Source organism: Anaerosporobacter sp., from assembly GCF_031551385.1.
Lineage (GTDB): Bacteria > Bacillota > Clostridia > Lachnospirales > Lachnospiraceae > Anaerosporobacter.
Window position 1 is genome coordinate 1 of record NZ_JAVBNS010000043.1, and the last position, 18524, is coordinate 18524.

An 18524-nucleotide genomic window follows, 5' to 3' on the forward strand; every position below is an offset into this window, starting at 1 on the left:
CAGATAAAAAATCTCCCTTTGCATCATCGCCAACGCTCCACCCCATCAAATCACACATCGCCGGATTGGCGTATACAACATAATAATCCGTATCAAAACATGCTAAATAGTTATCACTTTGCTCAAGAAATGCATGTTGCCAATCGACCATTGTCTCCGTCTTAGCCTTCTGTGATATATCTATAGCAATACAGAGACGGGCTTTGCGTCCATCCTCCCAGTCAACAATACGCTCATTAACCGTAATAAAGATATCAAGCACAGGATTATACCTATCTATTTTATAAAACTCATTACTAGGGAGTTCTTCTAATTTACACGCAGATGAACAATAATCACAAGGTGTTGTTCTATTGCAAAAATGTGCATAACAATATTTTCCCAACGCATCCCCTTGAAATTTTGACTGAATACGTTCATTAACATAGAGTATCTCATATGTTTCTGCATCTACAATGTAGACCGATTCATTCAATTTGTCATAAGCCCGATACCATTGAAAATCTGCCATGTAAAATCCCCCCTTATACCATTGACGTTTTCATCTCTTTAATTATTTGTTCCAATGACTCCATAAGAACCTTTGCCTTTTCATATTCATTCGCTTTAAGTAGCTGCCCGATTCTAGTTTCCGTCTCTTTTTTCTTCTCCTCTAACAGCAGATAATCTTTGCTGAAATGGTTGGCATAAATCATCTGACGGAATTTACGGTTGCTCATTCTACGCACTGTATTGTTTTCTACTAGAAGCACATAGTCCACACAATTCGACACGGTATAAAAATCATGGGATACCATAAGAACCGCACCTTTGTACTCTGAAACCGCCTGTTCTAATGCAATCTGTGCATATACATCAAGATGTCCCGTAGGTTCATCTAACAATAGGAAGTTGGCGTTTCCTAATGAAATTACAGCTAATTGAAATAAATCTTTTTCCCCTCCAGATAATTCACTTGCTCTCTGTGAAAGTGTATCTCCTTCAAAACCAAATCTTCTTAAATAGTCACTTATCTCTGCTCTCTTCTCAAAACCTTTTTCTTCAAAAATTTCATATAAATTCTTTGCATCATCATATAATGCATCAGTAATCTGGCAAAACATTGTAACTTTTGCCTCTTCACTAATCTTAATTGTATCATTCTTGTTTTCAAAAATTTCGCGAAGCATCGTCGTCTTTCCAGTTCCATTGTTACCAATAATCGCCACATGTTCATTTGGTTTCATCTCAAAATTCACATGCTCTAACAATTGCTCATCAAATGCAACGCTATAATCTGTTAGTTCAAGAATATTTTCATCTGCCACTTCACTTTCAAGTTCAAAATGAATCTCTGGCTGTTTGATATCTACAAAAGGAGCTTTCGTTTTTCTTGCTTTTAACCTGTCCACTAATGTTTGTCTTGCATGAACGGCTCTTCCTAGAGCTGGGCTATCTATCATCATTGCTTTCATTCTGGCTTGTTCTAGAATCTTACTCTGACGTTCAATCTCTGCTTGATCCGCTGAAGAAGCTTCCGCTAAATCAATCTTTGTAGCAAGAAGTTCAAAGTTATATTCTAGATACGTTCCGTCAAACTCCTGTATATCCATGTTTTCCATGTGAAGTATCTTGTTAAAGCAATGATTTAACAAATATCTATTATGCGTGATAATAAGAAGCGTTCCTTTATGAGCATTAATTAGATTTCTTAATGCATTCAGATGATTAAAATCCAAAAACACATCTGGTTCGTCCATAATAAGAAAATTTGGACTCAACATCATTTCTCTAATTACTTGAACTAACTTGAACTCTCCACCACTCAGACTATCGATTTTTTGATTTTCTAGCTTCTCTAATTTCGCTACATTTAACTGCTTTTTAATATTACTTTCATAATAATCACCATCAATTGCATTGAACTCATCTAATGCTTTTTGATACCCCTCGAAGATATCATCTAAATCCTGCGCAGTCTCCATCTCCTTGCAAAAATCTGCAATCTTCTGTTCAAGCTTCACAAACTCATCACTGATATATTGAAAAACTGTTACATCTTCTTTTTTATCTAATTGCGAAAACTGGCTAACATACCCAATCCTGCCCTTGACATTAATCTCTACTTTTCCATCATATAAATATTCTTCAGGGTTCATCAACAAATCAAGTAATGTACTTTTTCCAGTACCATTCGTGCCAATGAGCGCACAATGTACATCCTCTTCTATTGTAAATGAAACCTTATTGTATAAGTCCTTTTGTGGGTACGAATAGGACAGTTTTTGAACCTTGATCATAAATTTCCTCCATTGTAATCTTTCATACCCTCTATCATACTTAATTCTGATTCAAAAAGCAACAATGTAGGTATACTTTTACTATTTTCAAACTATAAATGGTTACATTAGATAAAAAGCATATTTATTCAGTCCAAAAGTAAAGATTGCGCTAAGAAGACCGTTAAAAGGTTGTTTTTACTGTTTTTCGCATGTTATCGTATAACCAAAACAGCACCTATTTTATGGAGCGATTTCAGGAGGTAATTATGGAAAATCAAACGTTTACTGTTTCCTTATCCAAAAACCCGTTAATCACTATGAAAGTCATCCCTGGTCATTTTGCTACCAGTAGTGCCCATGTTAGTCATTACCTTAATGTAAATGATTTAAAAACAAATGCACGGATGGCAAAAGATGTTGCAAAAGAATTAGCTATTCCTTATCTAACTAGTACTCTTGTAGATACCATTGTATGTGTAGAAGGAACGCAGGTAATCGGAGCATATCTAGCAGAAGAACTTTTGCAGGATGGCATATCTATTATGAATAGCGATCAGGAAATTCATGTAATAACCCCAGAAGTAAATGTAAACAAGGAACTCATGTTTCCCGACAGCAAGAAAGATATTATATTAGACAAAAACATTCTATTACTAATTGATTCTATTTCCAGTGGCATAACCCTTAGCTGTGCGCTCGAATGTATTTCTTACTACGGTGGCACACTTATTGGAATATCTACTTTATTCAGTGCCTTAGCTGACCAATCAGGACAAGAAATTCATACATTGTTTACTGATGATGATATAGAAGAATACCAGATTTATACCCCTGGTCAATGTGCTATGTGTGAACAGGGACTCAAGGTAGAAGCATACATTAATAGTGAAGGTTATTCAACAATCAAATAAAGAGAAAAAGGAGTGATGTGAAAATGAATTTTTGGGAAAAATTTATATCTAGCATGGGAATTACGAAAATGGGACTGCCAGAGATTTGTATGATTTGCATTGCCCTCTTATTAGCCTATTTAGCCATTGTCAAAAAATATGAACCGTTGCTACTGCTTCCCTTGGCATTTGGCATGTTAATTGCCAATATTCCATTAGCAGGTCTTTCTGCCCACGATGAGGGTGGTCTTGTTTATTACTTATATCAAGGAATCCATTTGGGTATCTATCCACCAATGATTTTTCTATGTATTGGCGCTATGACCGACTTCGGTCCTTTGATTTCTTCTCCGCGAAGTGCACTTATTGGCTTAGGCGGACAGCTTGGTATCTTTGTTGCCTTAGGAGGTGCATTATTACTCGGACAGGGATTTACACATATCATTCCTGGTTTTGAAGCTTTCTCCATTCAAGAGGCTGTATCTATCGCTATCATCGGTAGCTCTGACGGACCAACATCTATCTACACTGCGGAATGTTTAGCACCTGATTTACTTCCCGTTATTGCCATTGCTGCATATTCCTATATGGCACTGATTCCTCTTATTCAACCACCAATTATGCGTGCCCTTACTACTGCTGAAGAACGTGTCGTTGTTATGGATGTACCAAAACGAGTAACACAACGTCAGAAAATTATATTTCCTATTGTCGCAACCCTTCTTACTTTAATTTTTATTCCAGCGGCAGGGTCACTTATTGCAATGCTTATGTTAGGTAACCTTATTCGTGAAAGTGGCGTTATGGACCGAATTGTACGTTCCTTGCAGAATGATTTACTTAATATTCTAACACTTCTTATTGGTCTTTCCATTGGAGCAACTGCAACCGCTGATCGAATCTTAGATGCCAAAACATTATTGATTATTGGCTTAGGATTAATCGCCTTTTGCTTTGGTACTGTTGGTGGTGTTCTCATCGCCAAACTTTTATATAAAGTAACTGGTGGAAAAGTTAATCCTCTCATCGGAAATTCTGGTGTATCTGCTATGCCAATGGCAGCTCGTGTTTCCCAAAAGGTAGCACAAGAATATAATCCTCATAATCATGTACTTATGCATGCCATGGGGCCTATTGTTTCTAGTACGCTAGGTTCTGCTGTGTTGGCTGGTATCTTTATTACGTTTTTTGGGTAGAGGTAGTATTGTTTTACTATACATTTACATAGCAAAAAATAACTAGAGGGCACAATGTTGATGAGTGCCTTCTAGTTATTTTTATTTTTAGTATATTCTTATTCTTCTACTGTTTTGTAACCTGCACCAACTGCGTAGTCAAATCTTCCACTGTCTGTAATACCGTTTCAATGCTATGTACTGCTTCTGCTTGATACACTGTGGAATCTTTAATCTCTGAAACAGAGGTTAATGACTCTTCTGTAAGGCTCTTCATACTTTCTGACATCTGAAGCATCTGTCCACCGTATTGTCTGGAACTAAGGCAACTATCAGCAACACTGAGTGTCAACTGCTTCATTTCTTTTTGAATCTCGCCTATTTGTTTTGCTTCTTCACGTGCGGTCTCTATCTGTGTCATTCCTTCTTCTATGGAAATGGTATTACTCTTAATCGAGTCTTCAACCGCCGTAATCTGATTTTGCATCTCATTAATTCGTTCTGTGATATGTCGTGCGGCTTCTTTACTTTTCGCAGCAAGAGTAGACACTTGGTCTGCTACCACTGCAAATCCTCTACCTGCTTCTCCTGCTCTTGCTGACTCAATGGATGCATTAATAGAAAGGATATTCGTTTGGTTTGCAATTCCTTGAATGATTTCACTAAATTTAGCCACTTCTAACGTCTGTGCACTCAATGTAGCAATCGATTCGTTTGTCTGAGAGGAAGCATTTTTAATATGATTCATGCTATTTACTGTATCATTCATAACTTCTTCATATTGTTCAATTGCTTGATAAGCATATTCTGATTTTGAAACCAATGTATCTGTCTCACTTTTCACACTATCCATAGAATCAACCAATTGCATAGCACCTTCCACCGTATGAAGTACTTGTGTTAGGTTATTATTACACTGATTTAATGTTTGATCCGCAGAATGAATTACATTCTTATTACTCTCACTACTAGCAGAAACCGCTTGGTGAAGTGTCTGCAAAACACCAGACAAATCTTTTGACACGGAATCACAACTATCGACCATGCGTTTTACTTTCTCTACATCCGATAAGTTCTGTAGTAAACTACGTGCACGTCCTGCAATGGAAATCAATACAACAGAAGATGCCACATATTCCACCACATAACCCATTAGATGCGAAAAATACCACGCAATCACAGGTCTCTCATCAATCTCCATTGCCCAAGCTCCTGGACTTCTTAGATATAATCCCACTGCTAAAAACACAAAACCAAGCAAGGACATCTGAATCGTAAATTTTTTATCAAAATACATCGTCGCTATCATCGGCATCAGCATATAGGTAATATAGATACCCACATTCGCATTCGTTGCCATAATGAGGATAATCAAGCCAATGGCTATCGTTGCAACATATTTGATTTTCTTTTCCGAAACCTTCATCTTTAATAAAAACGTGGATATAAATGTGAATACAAAACCAAGAGGGACAACCACCGCAAAGAAATTCATCGAAATCTGAAAAACCCCTGCAAGCGATGCTATTATTAAAACTGGAAATGCTAAGAACATATAACGTAGAATCTTACATAACTGATGTGTTACCTTTACCTCATATGACGCAAAAAAATCTGAAGCTGTATTTTGTTCCATCGGAATACCTCCATTTTCTCTTTCTGTATATATGTAAAAATTATACCATATTCACTTTAGTAAAAGGTAGTACTTTTTTAATTCTTTTTTTAGACTTATCGGAATCCACAAGCATTTTCTAGACAAACGTTAATTTGACTGTTATCATATAACCAAACTCAGCATTGCACCATCATTGCTGAAATAATTATAACAATAAGGGGTATTTTTATTTGAGAACATTACTTAAAAACGGAAAAATTTATGATGGCACAGGCAACGAACCTTTTATTAGTGACATCTTAATAGAAAACGACAAGATTTCAAAAATCGCATCAGAAATACCATCTGACAGCTTGCAGGAAAACGATATCTGTTATGACCTTAACGGTCTATCTGTATCTCCTGGGTTTATTGACGCACATTCTCACAACGACTGGTTTGCAATCAAAAATGAGCCACAAAAATACTTTGAACCATTTATCAGACAAGGTATCACCACATTCGTTACTGGCAACTGTGGACTTTCATCGGTAGGATTTGAACCAGATAGTCAGTATGTAGACAAGCTTGGTGGAGGACTGTTCTTCTTTAACGACACAACTGGAAGATACGGCTCAGTAGATGAATACTTTGAATCAATTAACCAAAACACACCTTGCAATATTGCAACACTTATCGGTCATTGCTCAGCACGTGCTAGTGTTGCAGGGATGGAAAATCGACCACTCACCAAAGAAGAAGAGACTAAGATGCTATCGATTCTTGAAAAGGCATTGCAACAAGGTGCAGCAGGAATATCTCTTGGGCTTATGTACGAACCAGGTCTTTACGCTGATACTACTGAACTTAAGAAGGTTGCTGCATTATGTACGAAATATGACCGACCACTCACCGTACACGCAAGAGCCTGTTCTGCCGTATCCATGTCCTATCCAGAGCTTCTCGGACGCTCGCATCTTCTGAGAGCACTTGATGAGCTAGCTGAAATTGCTCGTGAGACCAAGGTAAAACTTCACTATTCTCATGCGATTTTTGTTGGACGAAGATCCTTCAAAGACAAAGGCAAATTTCTTGATATTATACATAATCTAAAAAATGATGGCATTGACGTACAGTTTGATATCTATGATGAGAAGCTTGGTGTTTCCGTAATTACGGTTATTCTTCCCTCTTGGTACCAGTCCATGACACCAAAAGAGAAGAAAAACCCGATTAACAAGATTAAACTTAGTATTCTTTGCAAAGCTTCTAGCATTCTGCTTGGTTTTGGCTTTGACGACATTGTCGTTGCCTATCTTGGCGAAGGCTATGAACAATATCATGGAAAGACGGTTCACCAAATTGCAAAGGAACTAAAAACTTCTGATTTGAAAGCATATCTACATCTCTGCGAAATCAGTAACTTCAACGGTAGGGTGAATATGGGTCCATACAGTACCGATGAAATAATCAGCGAGCTTTGTAAGGATGACTCCTGTCTCTACATGACAGACGCATGGGTTGAAGATTTTGGTGTACAAAACCCTGCCATCTATGACTGCTTCCCGAAATTCCTTATGCATTCGCTTAAGGGTAGCGGAGATACTATGCCAAACACCATTCGCAAGATGACAGGTGCAACTGCCGATCGCTTCAATCTTCCCGAAAGAGGTTACTTACGCTCTAACTACTTTGCAGACATAACCATATTTGATGAAAGCAAGCTTCAAAACGGCACGCCTGACATCGAACAGCCTTTTGGAATTGAAAAGGTTTTTATCGGAGGGAAACTAATTCTTGATCAAAATGCGATTAACGAAACGGTACTAAAATCTGCGGGGGCAGCGGTTAAGGTAAGATAATTATTAGCACTAAAACAGAAAATCCTGAGAGCTAGGAGTTTGCTTCTAGCTCTCAGGATTTTCTGTTTTGCAACATGTTACCTCTTTTAATTTGTAATCCCTACTATACAATCTGTATAATTCTCTTTATATTAGACATACTGAAACAAAAAAGGAGAATTTTACTATAATGACTGAAGAAGTATTAAAGAAATCGGATGACAGAATGAGCTATCACGATTCTGTAGAAGAAATGTTAAAAATAATCCGTGAAGACGGAATGACCAATGTATTTGACCGCTATGCCATGCAAGAAAAAATCAGATGTAGTTTCTGTCAGGAGGGTTTAAGCTGCCAACTTTGCTCCCATGGGCCATGCAGGTGGAATGTAAGCAAAGGGATTGACAAGGGTGTTTGCGGCATCGGGCCTGATGCAAATGCTATGAGAAAGCTACTGATACAAAATACGCTTGGTGCTGGAACTTACAGCCATCACGCTTATGAAGCATTCAGAACATTAAAAGCGATTGGCGAGGGGAAATCACCGTTTAAGATAACAGATGAAGACAAACTTAAATGGATGTGTGAGAAATTAGGAATCGATACGAATCAAGATAATAACGCCATGTCGATTGCTCTGGGAGAACTTCTTGAATCACAGCAAAATATAGGCGCAGGTGATGAAAACCTAATGGTAGAAGCATTTGCTCCGAAAAAAAGGAAAGAGGTCTGGAAAAATCTTGGTATCTATCCAGCTGGTACGATACACGAAGAACAAACTTGTGTTGCGAGCTGCCTAACCAATGTGGACGGTGACTATGCTTCTCTTGCTATTAAAGCATTGCGTCTTGGGCTTGCCACAATTTATAATTCACAAATTGGCTTGGAAATGGTTCAGGATATCATCTTCGGCACACCAATGCCTCATGAAGTCGACACAGATTTGGGTATCCTTAATCCTGATTATATCAACATTGTTTTTAACGGACACCAGCCATGGATTGGTGCAGTCACAATCGAGAAACTTCACCAGCCTGAATATCAAGAAAGAGCAAAAGCAGTCGGTGCAAAGGGTATTCGAGTTATTGGCTCAATAGAAACTGGACAGGAGCTTCTACAAAGATATCCCGTTGATGATGTATTTGCAGGACTTATGGGTAACTGGCTTGCTATAGAACCAATGCTTGCAACAGGTACCGTTGACGTTTTAGCCATGGAAGAAAACTGTTCCCCTCCTGCCATCGATTCCTATGCTGAAAAATATCAGGTAACTCTTGTGGCAATCAGCACGATAATCGGTGTGCCCGGAACAAGTGAAAAGATGTCTTATGACCCTTCAAAGGCAGATGAAGCATCGGAAAAATTAATAAATCTTGCTATTGAGAATTTTACTAAACGCCACAACAAAGTAAACCCACATGTGCCAAACCGCGTACAAAAGGCAATTGCAGGTTTCTCAACAGAAGCTGTGCTGAATGCATTAGGGGGTAAGCTTGAGCCGTTGGTAGATGTTATCTCTTCTGGGAAAATAAAAGGAATTGTTGCTTTGGCGAACTGTGCAACATTAAAGAATGGGCCTCATGACTGGAATACGATAAACCTGACGAAAGAATTAATTAAACGTGACATTTTAGTTGTCGCTGCTGGCTGTGGTAACCATGGGCTTGAGGTCGCAGGCTTATGTGCTCTGGAGGCAGCAGATATTGCTGGAGAAGGGTTAAAATCGGTCTGCTCCCTTCTAAAGATTCCACCTGTTTTAAGCTTTGGAACCTGTACGGATACTGGACGTATCTCTATGCTCGTAACTGCGCTTGCTGACCATCTGGATGTGGATATCCCTCAGCTTCCGATTGCTGTAACTGCACCTGAATGGATGGAGCAAAAAGCAACGATTGACGGCATATTTGCTGTTGCATACGGAGCTTATACGCATCTCTCACCTGCTCCTTTTGTGACAGGTGCACCGAATCTTGTAAAGCTTGTAACTGAGGATGTGGAAGGGTTGACTGGCGGAAAGGTTCTACTTGGGGATGATCCGTTTGAGGTTGCTGAGATGATTGAGGGACATATTATTGATAAGAGGAAAGGGTTGGGGTTAGAGGGGTAAATCTTATATAGTCATATTCAACAACTAGCCTTCCGTTATTGCTTACAGCCCATTGAGTGTGTGAGCAATAACGAAACTCCTAACAAAAAATTTCTAAGCTTTCATAATCCAAGATAGAACCCATTTGAGCATGGTTATATGATTTTTAGATTGAAAAAGAACTGCTATATTTCAAGCAATTCTCTAACTGTTTAATCAACTATTCACCACTCACTTCTACAGTTTTTGCAGTGCCATTGTTTATGTACTTTACGAGAAAATAATCCCCACATAGCAACAGAACCAGCCTTAGATATTCCAGAAATCTTATAAATATTCGTACTTCCACATGTAGGACATTTAGGAACATTCTCTAATATCACCATTTCTGTATTGTCGCCAAGATGATCGTTTATCATATCTTGTAATTCTTCATATCGTGTTTCATCAGAAGAATCTTCTTGATTCAGAATGCTCAAAATTGGTTTTTTTATACATTCCGAACCATGTGTTAATACCTGGTATATTGGATACCATTTCATTATATGTTCATTATTCCCAGAACTACCATCATTATAATGTTCTACAATAGATATTTCTTCATATAATTTATCTGCTATTTTTTTCATTGCATCTTCTGTTATTTTATCAAATTTAACCAACTCATAATAAATCTTATGTGTTTCCCAACTGCAAAAAAAACTTGCTCTAGTTGTAATATCAAGTATAGTAATTGCTATTCTGTCTTCAACCGCTTGTAATTGTTCTTTACTACATGATACTATTAATGCTCTAATATCTTTAATTTGTGCTTTAATTCCAGGAAATACTTCAGCAAAATCTTCATCATATAGTTTGGGATTTCGCATAAAGGAATTACAAGATGATTGTATATTGCCTATTTGCATATCAATATTAGGTATTTCTACTTTCTCTATTTGTTTTTCATCTTGTTTTATCAAAGGAAATCCGCACTGAATACATGCAGGTGCTTGGTCTGATATTTCTTTACCACATTCAGGACATTTAATTAGTGACATAGTAACTCCCCCTAGTTTTGTCATAGTATATTTTTTATTATGCCTCAATTTGATATATTTTTCCACACACAACATAACATAATACTACAATTTTCAATTTATTTTAATAATTATTGCCAAATCGAACGACACACTTAATTATTTATACGCTTACAATGAAATGCTTTTAAAACAGCTTTTAAAACAGCTTTTAAAACATTAATTATTTGCTACTTCGAAGAATCTAAAAAAATTCTCTCTACATTAAATCTAGAGGCACATAAGCATACAAAGTCCACAAGAACTTTTTCTCCCATGCTTTTCAATAAATTTGCTACGCTGTCTACTGCATAACAGGTAATCAATCATTTCTTCTCTCTTAATCTCAGGATGCCATTCTATTCCCTTAATTGCATGGTAAGGGCAAATATCCACACACCGATTGCATTCCTCTGGGCATTGATTCGATTTACTGATTCCATATTCTTCAAATGTATAATCAATTAAAATAACTCCTAATCTTTGCTGTGACCCATATTGCTCCGTTATCAAAATATTGTTTTTTCCTATCCAACCTAGTCCCGCTTTGACTGCTGCATACTTAAATGAAAATGGAGCTACAAAGCTCTGCTCGTCTTTTTGTTCTACTGGTGGAATGTTATATTTCACTGTATGGTTAATCAAGATTGTTTCCAAGTCACTTTGTAAAGAGTTCACAACCTCTCTTGTCTGAACAATAGTTTTTTCAAATGCCATTTCTGAATAGTTATGTAAGGTAAATCTTTTGTTATATGGTATGGCAAAGACTAATGCAGATGCGTATTCTTTACCAAATTCACTATAGGCAATGTCAGTGTAGGCATAGATTATATCTGGATAGTTTTGAAAAACCATTGCTATATCACGTTCTAACATATGTTATCCCACCCTCTGTCAACGCTTCTAATCATACATACTGCTCTGGTGCTTCTCCTTTAACCTCTTCAATTACAGCCGTTTCTGAATGTTCTGGCAATATATGCTCCACATAGATCTGAAACCTACACGTATCTCCAAAATCAAACAAATACTCAAGGTTCTTCCATCATTAACGTATCTCTCACTAACGATATTAAGTTATTTATTAATAGCGAAACATTCCTTTTTTCCAATAGACCCTGTCTACAATGATAATCGAACTTCGTTACTATTTTAATATTCTAAAAAAATGTTATAGTCTTTCTCCAATTGTTCTGCTGCATTTTGAAATAATTCCATATCTTCTCCTTTGCAAATGGAAACTTTCATAATCCCAGTTCTGCTTCTACCTGCTCAGCTGATAACCAACCGTGTTCTCTCGCTGAAGCTTCTCCTCTCTCTAACGCTGCAAATAATACTTTGATTGCCCGAAGCTCATCTAATTCCTGATTTGGCATGCTTCATCACCCCTTTTATAATCATTATACCCACAATATTCATAACAATCAACGGAAACGCAATTCCAGAATCTTTGTCAGTATCTCATCTGCTGCCTCTTCTTTTGTCATAATAGTAAGAGCCTTTTCTTCTTCTTTTGTTATCAGAGTAATTATATTGGTGTCTGTGCCAAATCCAGCACCATGCTCCTTTAGGTTATTTGCTACAATCATATCTGCATTTTTTTTCATTAATTTTATACGGGAATTCTCAAGTAGGTTCTCCGTTTCCATAGAAAAACCACACAGAAATTGGTTGGGTTGTTTAATGCTCCCTAGATGTGCCAGAATATCCTCCGTTCTCTCCAGAGAAACTGTCATATCTTCTGCCTTTTTCTTTAGTTTTTTATCGCTGAAATTACTTGGTCTGTAGTCTGCCACTGCTGCTGCCTTAATGATTATATCCTGACTAGTAAATTCTTTCATTACTGCTTCTAGCATATCCTGCGCACTTACGACATTAACTGTTTTAACAAAAGGTGGTGGTGCAAGAGCCGTAGGGCCAGTAATTAAAACCACTTCTGCGCCTCTTAACATTGCCCTTTTGGCAAGGGCATATCCCATCTTTCCACTAGAATGATTCGTTATATACCTTACGGGATCAATCGCTTCCTGCGTAGGTCCAGCCGTAACAAGAATCTTTTGCCCTGTCAAATCTTTCTTACATGCAATTTCTTTTATTATGTAATCCATCAGTACAGTTGGCTCAGGCATCTTCCCGACACCTGTATCCCCACACGCCAACTGCCCAACTGCTGGTTCAATTACCTGAACACCAAACCTTTTAAGGGTATTAATATTGTCCTGTACAACTGGCTTCTCATACATATGAGTATTCATTGCCGGCGAAATAATAATTGGCCCAGAACAAGCCAAAGCGGTTGTACTAAGCATATCATCTGCTATTCCATGTGCCAACTTGGCAATTATATTTGCAGAAGCTGGTGCAATCAGCATTACATCTGCTTTCTGCGCCAACGAAACATGAGCAACATGGAATTGAAAATTACGGTCAAATGTTTCTACTAAGCACTTATTATTTGTTATGGTTTCGAATGTAATCGGATTAATAAAATTAGTTGCATTCTCCGTCATGATTACGTGTACATCACAATGTTGCTTCACTAACATACTAGCAAGTGACGCAATCTTATACGCTGCTATACTCCCTGTTACTCCAAGTACTACTGTTTTTTGTTTTAGCATAAATGCTTCCTCTCCTCCACTCCAACTCTCAGCTATTATAAGCTTCAAGCTCCATATCCGCAATTAATCCATGCTTCTCATAATATGTTTTTTGTATTATCTTATTCTGCTCATCAACAAACAGAACACTTGGTTTGTGCCCCCTAGCCTCATCTGGTGTCATCTGAGCATATGCCATAATAATAATTTTATCATTCACCTGAACGCATCTTGCTGCTGCACCATTCAGACAAACCAGACCAGAACCTCTTTCACCAGCAATCGTATACGTCTCAAAACGGTTCCCATTATTAATATCTACGATATGTACCTTTTCATACTCAAGGATTCCTGCCGCCTCCAACAAATCCACATCTATTGTAATGCTTCCCACATAATCAAGCTCCGCTTGTACTACAGTTGCACGATGAATCTTTCCTTTCAGCATTGTTACATTCATACTGTTTTCTCCATTCTATTTCACTTATATATTATTTTCGAACACAAAGTTGTCAATCAATCTGGTTTTGCCAATAAATACCGCCATCGCTACCAGAGTTGCCCCCTTGAGCTCGTCGACAGGCTGCATTGAAAAAGCATCTACTGCCTTGAGATAATCTATTCTAGCCAATGGCTCTGTAGCAATATAGTCTTTCATCGCATCGATTAATACAGCGGCATTTCTTTCCCCTTGTTGCAATATTTTTTTACCATGTTCTATACTTCTCGATAAAACAAGTGCCGCCTTTCTTTCTTCTTTACTGAGATACGTATTGCGAGAGCTTTTTGCAAGTCCGTCTTTCTCACGAATAATCGGACAGCCTATTATTTCAACATTAAAATTCAGATCCCTTACCATACGCCTTATAATAGCAAGCTGTTGTGCATCCTTTTCCCCAAAATAAGCTCTGTCCGGTGTGACAATATTGAACAACTTGGAAACTACGGTACATACACCCCTAAAATGTACTGGTCTGCTTTGTCCGCATAACTCCTCCGTAAGCACGCTCATGTCTACATACGAACAGAAATCAGGTGCATACATCTCTTCCGGTTCCGGATAAAAGATTAAATCCACTCCATTTTCCTCACACAATTTACTGTCTCGGTCTAAATCTCTGGGATAGCTTGCAAGATCTTCCTTAGGGCCAAACTGCATAGGATTTACAAATATACTTACTACTATCCTATCATTCTCGGCTGCCCGATTGATTAGGCTTTGATGCCCTTCATGGAGATACCCCATTGTTAGTACAAAACCTACCGTATCACCTTCTGTTTTCCATGCCTTTATATAACTTTTGACCTCTTCAATTTTCTTTACTATCTTCATGCTTCTTCCCCCTCTTTCATTCTTCGTGACAGTTTCTCCAACACATCGTCATCCATTTTATAAGCGTGTTCTTCTCCTGGGAAAATACTTGCCTTGGTTTCCTCTATATATTGTTTAAAAGCATCTTTCATCATTCTTCCGACATCTGCGAAGCATTTTACAAACTTCGGTTTAAATCCAGAAAACATAGCAAGCATATCTTGATATACAAGAACCTGCCCATCACAGCCTGCACCAGCCCCAATTCCTATCGTCGGGATATGGATGGATTCTGAAATTAACGCTGCCAATTTTGCTGGAACACATTCCAGAACTATTGCAAATGCTCCTGCCTCCTCAATGGCTTTCGCTGCTTCTATCAGTTTTTCAGCTTCCTCCTCACTCTTTCCCTGTACAATAAAACCACCAAGAGCATTAATTGATTGAGGAGTAAGTCCAAGATGTCCTACAACAGGAATAGAAGCCTCCACAATGGCTTTAATCTGTGGACATACCGATGCACCTCCCTCAAGCTTAACAGCATTTGCATGGCCCTCTTTCATCAACCGCCCTGCATTATAAACTGCATCATATACGGATGTTTGATAGGACATAAACGGCATATCTGCTACTACAAATGCATTTGCAGTCCCTCGTTCCACTGCTGCGGTATGATGAATCATATCTTCCATCGTAACGGATAACGTATCTTCATAACCCAACATCACCATTCCCAAAGAATCGCCAACTAATATGGCGTTCACCCCTGCTTCATCCATTAGCTTTGCCATAGAATAATCATAAGCCGTCAACATGGTTATCTTATCTTTCTTTTTCTTTTGCTCCAAAATAGTAATAATTGTATTTTTCATATTTTATGCCCTTTCTTTAATGCTCTACTACGCTTTGCGTATTCTCTAGATTCATTCCATCTTTCTGATATTCTTTTAAAACTGGCAAAATAAAAAGCGCTTATTCCTTTCTACAGAAAAAAACTTCTGTAGACGGAAATAAGCGCAGAATATGAACTAAAATAATAATAATCACAATTTATACATATGAAATTTCGTATAACATATTTTTAGTTCCTGCCGCTTATTCTTACCGTGGTCAAGACTATCTGATTTATAACAAATACTATAGCTGTTTATCAGACTTCTGTTAAAAGTCTATTGGTAATTTGATACCATCTCCTGTTTTTATATCTTATCGCCTGTATACTTTTACAGTGCAACAGATAAAAAACAGATATGGGCTTACCATTTATTCTCATTTATATTATACTATATATTACAACTTTTCAATATTTTTTTATGTTTTTAATAGTATGCATACTGCTCGGTGGACAGTACCGCCTCATGGAGGTTCCCTTAGCAGTTTGAATATAATATAAATAATTCATGTTAAAATTAACACTCTTTTGAATGAAATAATGCAAATCATTCATTTCATTCGTTCATCGCCTTATCAAATATTTCTTTAAATCAGAGGTGTAAATTTCCTTCAACTCAATAAATTCACTCTCATATAACCCCATTCAACCACTCCTTCTATCACTTTCTATCACTTCTAACACTTTTCTAACATAGTAAGTGATAGAAAGAAATAAATGTACCTTAAATCCCCTCCTACATAAACTTAACAATAGTAATTTTTACACTTCATAGGCAATTCTCATTTTTATTCATATGGATTCTCCATAAAATATATATGTAAATTTGTGTGACGTTCCAAAGAATGTGAGTCTTCTTTTATATATCTCCACGATGCTGGAAAACTGTCTGGAACACCATTCACTACATCAATTTTTAGAAAATCAATAAAATATTTTTCTATTCCAATAAACTTTTCATAAAATGCATCTGCATATTTCCTCTTATCTTCATCAATTAAATTTTGTTGATTATATAGTGCATGATCTAAATTACATGACATAAAATAGCATTGAAATGGAATACCTTTAATATCAGATAAAGATAGCAGATAATCCATCTTATCTCTTTTCCTAGAATTGCGATTTTTAACTTTCATTACATCTTTACACTCAATGCCTGTTGTTGAATACACAAACTCTGATGATTTCCCTTTAAAGATTGCTGTTTCTGGAATATATGTTCCGTCTGTATCAAATATCTGCACAATTTTCCATATATCCGTTTTCTTCAACTTATTTTCATTCATATATTTCTCGACTTTTTTATATATAATTTCACACATATTAATTTTATCAATTAAATCATCACTTGTAATATCCCCATTAGTAAATTCAAACCTTATATCTCGTTTTTTATATATGGTCTTGAATATTTTTTCTAATGCTGTTTTGTCTGTATTTCCTTCAACAATAAAGAATACCGTTTTTCTTGTCGTTTCCTTTTTCCTTGGCACAATCACACCACCTTTCATTACTATTTATTATTAATTTCTTTGTTTCAGTAATTCAGAAAACTCTGATGAAAATTGTAATTCAACATCACTCTTACCAGAACTTGCTTTCCGAAAGGCATATCCTATTGACTGAAGATCTGTGTCATCATACAACGTTTCTTTTTGTCCTCCTAAAACAATTGCACGAATATAAAAGTCCCTATGATTATGATTTTTTTCAACTCCACTCAATCCAATGTATCTATTATCTGGATTTGTTGTTGAACATATAATATTTTTAGTATCAAGTTTTTCTAATACTCTTAAGTTGTGAGAAGTAAATATCAATTGACCCTTTGCTTCTTCCGAAAGAACACCTAAAAGTTCTCCTAACAAATATTCAAAAATTCCCGAATCCAGTTCATCAACTACTAAACAAATTTCTGGATTGTTATATAACGATATCAAATAATTCAAAAGTGAAATAATTCTTTTAATTCCTTCCGATTCATATTTCGTCAAAAATTTCTTTCCATCACGGATTGAATATACATCTACTTGTATTAACTTTACACCTTCTGAATCTATTTCTTCACTTACTTGCTTTAATTCAATGGATAAATTCGGTATAATTGCCTTTAAAGCAATATTTATTGAATCTATAGCATATTTTAATTGCTTGTATACCTTTTCTGACACTTCACCATGACCATTCATAAACATAGGTAAACATCCTTGCATAATAACATTGTCCGATTCACGATGCATATTAACAGGAATCATTATATTATTATTGATTGCACCTAACTGGTTCACCTTGACAACTTGAAAATACAATCTTCCAAAATCAAAGATTCCCCTTATTACTTCTGATAAAGCATATTCTTCTTTGTTATTCTCCTCTATATTCGAAAAGGTCTTTTTAATAAGACTATTAAAAAATAACGAAACATTATTCTGTGCACAATAAACCGCTAAATTTTGAAGAGAATTTACAAAGCTAATATTTTTATAATAATTTTGTGGCTCTGTTTCAATATTAACAATCTTATTTTCCAATATAGAATCTGTATCATAAAATGGATTTTTAAAAAAAATGCTCCTCTTTGTTTTCCAAGTTGCTCCTCGCGTCCAGTATGTTAGCTTTTCTGAATACAATTCAATCTTTTTATCTGTAACATTTTTTCGTAGTTCCAACTCGTACTTTACCTTATATTTATTATCCATATGCTCAATATAAAAAAGGGTCGTGATTTTTGTTATCTGGTCAGTACTTAACAATCCCTCATAGTTTGCAAATTTAATTTCATCTCCACACAAAACACATTTTAATATAT

General features: G+C 36.5%; 16 protein-coding genes. 4 read left to right on the top strand and 12 right to left on the bottom strand.

From position 1 onward, the window contains the following. Positions 1-511 (bottom strand): PAS domain-containing protein (locus RMR19_RS04995; RefSeq protein ID WP_310602400.1); only part of this gene is annotated, 511 nt, incomplete at its 3' end. Positions 512-524: 13 nt separating this feature from the next. Continuing rightward, positions 525-2279, bottom strand: coding sequence for an ATP-binding cassette domain-containing protein (locus RMR19_RS05000; RefSeq protein WP_310602401.1), 1755 nt, complete (start codon positions 2277-2279; stop codon positions 525-527). 248 nt (positions 2280-2527) lie between these two features. Here RMR19_RS05000 and RMR19_RS05005 point away from each other — a divergent pair, with 248 nt between their 5' ends. Next, positions 2528-3172, top strand: a complete 645-nt coding sequence (locus RMR19_RS05005) for a phosphoribosyltransferase (RefSeq protein ID WP_310602402.1) — start codon at positions 2528-2530, stop codon at positions 3170-3172. 23 nt (positions 3173-3195) lie between these two features. Next, positions 3196-4347 carry a sodium ion-translocating decarboxylase subunit beta gene (locus RMR19_RS05010; RefSeq protein ID WP_310602403.1) on the top strand — a complete coding sequence of 384 codons (1152 nt, stop codon included), beginning with the start codon at positions 3196-3198 and terminating at the stop codon, positions 4345-4347. Between the two features lie 106 nt (positions 4348-4453). Here the strand turns inward: RMR19_RS05010 and RMR19_RS05015 are convergent, their stop codons facing one another. Further along, positions 4454-5962 (bottom strand): methyl-accepting chemotaxis protein, encoded by a 1509-nt coding sequence (locus tag RMR19_RS05015; protein ID WP_310602404.1) that lies wholly within the window; start codon positions 5960-5962, stop codon positions 4454-4456. Positions 5963-6174: 212 nt separating this feature from the next. Here RMR19_RS05015 and RMR19_RS05020 point away from each other — a divergent pair, with 212 nt between their 5' ends. Together RMR19_RS05020 and cooS are read left to right on the top strand one after the other, a co-directional pair. Further along, positions 6175-7785 (top strand): N-acyl-D-amino-acid deacylase family protein, encoded by a 1611-nt coding sequence (locus RMR19_RS05020; RefSeq protein ID WP_310602405.1) that lies wholly within the window; start codon positions 6175-6177, stop codon positions 7783-7785. Positions 7786-7954: 169 nt separating this feature from the next. Beyond that, entirely contained in the window at positions 7955-9871 is a 1917-nt protein-coding gene (cooS, locus tag RMR19_RS05025) for an anaerobic carbon-monoxide dehydrogenase catalytic subunit (protein WP_310602406.1), read from the top strand. A gap of 203 nt (positions 9872-10074) precedes the next feature. On the opposite strand, the gene RMR19_RS05030 is transcribed toward cooS, so the two are convergent. From RMR19_RS05030 to RMR19_RS05070, 9 genes are all read right to left on the bottom strand, one after another. After that, complete coding sequence (locus tag RMR19_RS05030; RefSeq protein WP_310602407.1) at positions 10075-10890, bottom strand: zinc ribbon domain-containing protein; 816 nt, start codon at positions 10888-10890, stop codon at positions 10075-10077. Positions 10891-11139: 249 nt separating this feature from the next. Beyond that, entirely contained in the window at positions 11140-11784 is a 645-nt protein-coding gene (locus tag RMR19_RS05035; RefSeq protein ID WP_310602408.1) for an epoxyqueuosine reductase, read from the bottom strand. Between the two features lie 368 nt (positions 11785-12152). Beyond that, complete coding sequence (locus RMR19_RS05040; protein WP_310602409.1) at positions 12153-12284, bottom strand: hypothetical protein; 132 nt, start codon at positions 12282-12284, stop codon at positions 12153-12155. A gap of 48 nt (positions 12285-12332) precedes the next feature. Then, positions 12333-13529, bottom strand: a complete 1197-nt coding sequence (gene coaBC / locus RMR19_RS05045) for a bifunctional phosphopantothenoylcysteine decarboxylase/phosphopantothenate--cysteine ligase CoaBC (protein WP_310602410.1) — start codon at positions 13527-13529, stop codon at positions 12333-12335. A gap of 28 nt (positions 13530-13557) precedes the next feature. After that, entirely contained in the window at positions 13558-13968 is a 411-nt protein-coding gene (panD, locus tag RMR19_RS05050; protein WP_310602411.1) for an aspartate 1-decarboxylase, read from the bottom strand. Between the two features lie 24 nt (positions 13969-13992). Further along, positions 13993-14841 (bottom strand): pantoate--beta-alanine ligase, encoded by an 849-nt coding sequence (gene panC, locus RMR19_RS05055; protein WP_310602412.1) that lies wholly within the window; start codon positions 14839-14841, stop codon positions 13993-13995. Then, complete coding sequence (gene panB / locus RMR19_RS05060; RefSeq protein WP_310602413.1) at positions 14838-15692, bottom strand: 3-methyl-2-oxobutanoate hydroxymethyltransferase; 855 nt, start codon at positions 15690-15692, stop codon at positions 14838-14840. The genes panC and panB overlap by 4 nt, the downstream gene beginning before the upstream one ends. Positions 15693-16500: 808 nt before the next feature. Further along, positions 16501-17208, bottom strand: a complete 708-nt coding sequence (locus RMR19_RS05065) for a hypothetical protein (RefSeq protein ID WP_310602414.1) — start codon at positions 17206-17208, stop codon at positions 16501-16503. Between the two features lie 30 nt (positions 17209-17238). Further along, a partial coding sequence (locus RMR19_RS05070; protein ID WP_310602415.1) for an ATP-binding protein occupies positions 17239-18524 on the bottom strand: 1286 nt, incomplete at its 5' end.

What these genes read in the sequence shown, in the direction of transcription:
- RMR19_RS05010 (WP_310602403.1), top strand. Translation starts at nt 3,196, where the DNA reads ATGAATTTTTGGGAAAAATTTATATCTAGCATGGGAATTACGAAAATG.
- panB (WP_310602413.1), bottom strand. Translation starts at nt 15,692, where the DNA reads ATGAAAAATACAATTATTACTATTTTGGAGCAAAAGAAAAAGAAAGAT.
- RMR19_RS05035 (WP_310602408.1), bottom strand. Translation starts at nt 11,784, where the DNA reads ATGTTAGAACGTGATATAGCAATGGTTTTTCAAAACTATCCAGATATA.
- RMR19_RS05015 (WP_310602404.1), bottom strand. Translation starts at nt 5,962, where the DNA reads ATGGAACAAAATACAGCTTCAGATTTTTTTGCGTCATATGAGGTAAAG.
- cooS (WP_310602406.1), top strand. Translation starts at nt 7,955, where the DNA reads ATGACTGAAGAAGTATTAAAGAAATCGGATGACAGAATGAGCTATCAC.
- RMR19_RS05030 (WP_310602407.1), bottom strand. Translation starts at nt 10,890, where the DNA reads ATGTCACTAATTAAATGTCCTGAATGTGGTAAAGAAATATCAGACCAA.
- coaBC (WP_310602410.1), bottom strand. Translation starts at nt 13,529, where the DNA reads ATGCTAAAACAAAAAACAGTAGTACTTGGAGTAACAGGGAGTATAGCA.
- RMR19_RS05000 (WP_310602401.1), bottom strand. Translation starts at nt 2,279, where the DNA reads ATGATCAAGGTTCAAAAACTGTCCTATTCGTACCCACAAAAGGACTTA.
- panC (WP_310602412.1), bottom strand. Translation starts at nt 14,841, where the DNA reads ATGAAGATAGTAAAGAAAATTGAAGAGGTCAAAAGTTATATAAAGGCA.
- panD (WP_310602411.1), bottom strand. Translation starts at nt 13,968, where the DNA reads ATGAATGTAACAATGCTGAAAGGAAAGATTCATCGTGCAACTGTAGTA.
- RMR19_RS05040 (WP_310602409.1), bottom strand. Translation starts at nt 12,284, where the DNA reads ATGCCAAATCAGGAATTAGATGAGCTTCGGGCAATCAAAGTATTATTT.
- RMR19_RS05005 (WP_310602402.1), top strand. Translation starts at nt 2,528, where the DNA reads ATGGAAAATCAAACGTTTACTGTTTCCTTATCCAAAAACCCGTTAATC.